The following is a 3,619-nucleotide window of genomic DNA, read 5'->3' as shown; positions in this document are numbered from 1 at the left end:
TTCTAAAACAGTTTTCACCATATTCATAATATAAGGGTCATTGACTGGTTTCTGGTCTTGAAATACAAAAGCATAATACTTATCATCAACTCGCTCCATAACACATAATGCAGTGTTATCCCCCCCAATACTAAATGCTGGATCTAAATATGCTATTGGACTAGTAAACACATAATCTTGAGTAATATTTATTTGTGTAAAAATTGAATCAGTACTTGCTATCCATTCACCTAGTAAAACCCTTGCTTTATATGTTGGTATATCTTTATAGAGTGTTTCTTGAGTTTTTATAAATTCTTTACTAAGAAGAACATTATCATAAGTTGTAAAATTGTATGTCGTGAAAGTTTCTATATTATCAATATAATCAGTTTTGAAATAATGTTCTGGATGATCCGGATTAGTATCAAAAATAATAGTCTCTTGCCCACACCTAAGTCTTTTTAAGACTTCTTCTAAAGTTTGCTTGTGTAAAGTAGTAGCCTCATTGACAAAAATAAGTGCCGAATTACTACCTCTAAATCTTTCAAAATCACTTGCCTTATCTCCACCATATAGATTAATACGCAGTGAATCAATCAGAATATATGAATTATTTGTATGTCTTGAAACATAAGGAATTTTAAGAAGTTTACATAGCTTTTCAAATTGTCCCAAAACATTAACTTCAACTGAACGTTGAGAATTGCCTATAATAAAATTATTAGTATCACTAGAGTATAACTTTTTATTTGTAAGTAAACTTTTGAGAAAAAGATAACATGCAAGATACGTTTTACCACTAGCTATTCCACCACTAAATATAATTTTCTTTTCATTATTTTTTTGAATACTTTTGATAACACTTTTTTGTTTCGAAGTTAACTGTTTTTCTTCAAAATGATCAAAATCAATTGAAGAGTTTGTTGACTTTACAAATTGAGATATATCAATTCCATATTTATTTTTGTATTGTTTTTGAAATGTTGTAAAAAGTTTTGTTTGATATAAATTCACTTGTATCCCTTACTATTTTTATAATTACTTTTACTCTCAACTTCATGAGCAGTAGCAAGTCTTTTCATACATTTATAGTAAAGCTCCATTTCTCTTATTGAACACTCTTTTATAAGGTCATTAAGCTCACTTTTTAAAGATTCAATATTTTCATTAACACACTTTGCATTTTTTTTATTACATTCTTTATTTAAAGAATCAATTTGTGCCCTTAAATCTTCTATTTTAGTCCGTATGTCCGCAAGCTCAACAGTAAAATATTGTTTAAATGAACGTATAAACCCTAATTCTAAATTAGATCGCTCTAAGTCTAATTCTCCCTTAACTTTTTTAGCTTTAACTTCAGATCTAAAGGTTTGCGACAAAAGGTGTTCAAAAGTATCTTCACTAATTGTTACTCTAGAATCATTATTATCAGAACCCACTCCATTTTCCCATTTTTGTCTCATTCTCCACACATTTACTCTAGAAACTCCTAGTCTATCCGCTATTTCTGAATCACTTAAGGACCCTTCTCTAAAGTACGCAACATAATCATCAAAAGACCTTTTATTTTTTTTCAAAATAATTTCCCTAAAGCAACAAAATTAACAAACTGTTACTCTAAATAATACAATAAGTTAACAACTTATTAACATAAACTATTTACTTATTCATATATTAACTACTAATCTACATTTACAATATTTATTAAATTCAAATACATGAAAATACATTAATATAAATAAAAGAACAAGACTAATAACTAGTCTTGTTCTTCATAATTTATGCTTTTAAAAACCATTTCTTTATTCTTTTTTGACTTCTCCATTATCTTCTATAGTATTTTTAAGCTCTTCTTCAATATTTTTAAGTGTCTCCTCTATAACTTTTTTTGCCAATTCACCACTATCAGTGATATTACCAAAATTATTTCCACTTAAACCTAAGTTTTTAGCATATTGTAAAGCTTTCCCCCCAATACCACCTTGTTTTTTAACTTGTTCAGCTACACTTACTCCACCTGCATTTTTAACTTGTTCTTCAAATTCTTTAAATTTCTCTTTAGCCTCTTCTAATTCTTTTTTTCTCTCCTCTTTTTTCTTTTTCAAACTATTTTCAAGTTCTTTGAATTGATTTTCTAATTCTAATTTATCTTTTAGTTCATCCAATTCTTCTCTTATTTTTTTTATTTCTTTTTCATAATCACAATATGTTTTAAGAGAATTTTTTTTATCTTTATCTGATTTTTCTATTTTATTCTTTAATTCTTGAATTTTTTTTTCAATCTTTTCTTTCTTTAATTTTAAATCTTCATCAATACCTTGAGCTATTTGATTTTCAAATTGCCCTTGTGACTCATCCGCTTGCATTAATTCTTCATCCTTAGGTTGAACTTCTGCTCCTGGTTTTTCAAAATCTCCAATCAACTCTTCTTTTTTTGTATCTAAAAATCCCCTAACTCGTTTTTCTAAATCTTGCTTTATACCTTTTAAATCCTTATCGCTTGCATAATATTTGCATGAAATTATAGATATAAAAATAATACAAGCAATAAACACATTTCTATTCATACTATTCATATGCTACTCCTTAAGTCTTAAGGTTAATTCAATACTTAATAAATACAATTTTTTTATAGGTTTAAATAATTAATTTTGTTACATTTCCCATTACATTGTTACAAAACTAAAATGTAATTTTAATCAAACTCAAAAAATCTCTCCATTGCAAATGCCCTACTCATTACAAGAGACTACATAACACATACAAGCTAAATTTTAAAGTCTTTGCTATATATTACACAAAGTATTCTATCTTTCTTGTGTGCCCACCTTAAAAATTGCCACTTATGTTTATTATAGCTACCATAAAACCCAAATTTCGCATACAATGAGAAGACTTGCAATTTGACTAAATTTTTTGGTTTTTGGTAAAATGTAAAATGTAATTTTTATATATTTTTATTACTTTTACTTAACTCAAAAGTAACACTTAATTGGGGCTGATTTTATGAGCATTAATAATTTCCTTAATTTAAATAAAGATACTTCAGATATACTACTCAAAATAGTAAAAGATTATCAAAAAGTACTAGATGAAAATAAAATCCTAAAAAATAAGATAGAAAATTCAACTAAAAGTAAAAAAGAAAATTCAAAACCAACTTCTAAGTTTTATTTGACTCCAAAAACTAGCAAATTAATTTTAAAATGCATTAAAAGTTTACAACAAATTGACCCAATATCTGGATGGTTCGTATATTTACTTTTAATAAGCGGGTGCAGGGGAACTGAAATACAAAAAGTAAAAATGCAAGATATTACTCCTTTATTAAGCAAAACTGGAGAAACTTTTTACAACATAAAAGTAAATGTAGCTAAAAAAAGAAGTGTAACTTGTATTAGAGAAATTGTCATTAATTCAAGGGAGTACACGGCTATTCAAATAGCACACAAAAATCATTTCGAAGAAAAAAATCTTGATACAAGGCGTACCTATCTTTTTCAAAAGACTAAACATAAGTTTAAAGACAATCAAATTGATATTATCCATATTTCTAAAAAATTCAAAAATCTTCTAAAAAAGGCGGGCTTTCGTGCAAACAAATCACTTCACTTATGTAGAAATTTGTTTATTTCAA

The 3,619-nt window shown here is 26.8% G+C and carries 4 protein-coding genes; 1 reads left to right on the top strand and 3 read right to left on the bottom strand.

What is annotated here, in order from left to right; translation table 11 throughout:
• From LRB30_RS05565 to LRB30_RS05555, 3 genes are all read right to left on the bottom strand, one after another.
• Window positions 1–996 (bottom strand): PBSX family phage terminase large subunit (locus LRB30_RS05565; RefSeq protein WP_231020101.1); only part of this gene is annotated, 996 nt, incomplete at its 3' end.
• Window positions 993–1,559 carry a DUF603 domain-containing protein gene (locus tag LRB30_RS05560; protein WP_231020098.1) on the bottom strand — a complete coding sequence of 189 codons (567 nt, stop codon included), beginning with the start codon at window positions 1,557–1,559 and terminating at the stop codon, window positions 993–995. The genes LRB30_RS05560 and LRB30_RS05565, both read right to left, overlap by 4 nt.
• A 225-nt stretch (window positions 1,560–1,784) precedes the next feature.
• Window positions 1,785–2,405, bottom strand: coding sequence for a hypothetical protein (locus tag LRB30_RS05555; RefSeq protein WP_337924901.1), 621 nt, complete (start codon window positions 2,403–2,405; stop codon window positions 1,785–1,787).
• A 583-nt stretch (window positions 2,406–2,988) separates the two neighbouring features.
• Here LRB30_RS05555 and LRB30_RS05550 point away from each other — a divergent pair.
• Window positions 2,989–3,619 (top strand): site-specific integrase (locus LRB30_RS05550; protein WP_231020096.1); only part of this gene is annotated, 631 nt, incomplete at its 3' end.

Origin of the sequence: Borreliella americana, from assembly GCF_021043605.1 — a bacterium.
In the GTDB taxonomy this organism is placed as follows: Bacteria; Spirochaetota; Spirochaetia; order Borreliales; family Borreliaceae; genus Borreliella; species Borreliella americana.
The sequence above is the reverse complement of the archived record's forward strand: the minus strand, read 5'-3'. Positions and strand labels throughout refer to the sequence as shown.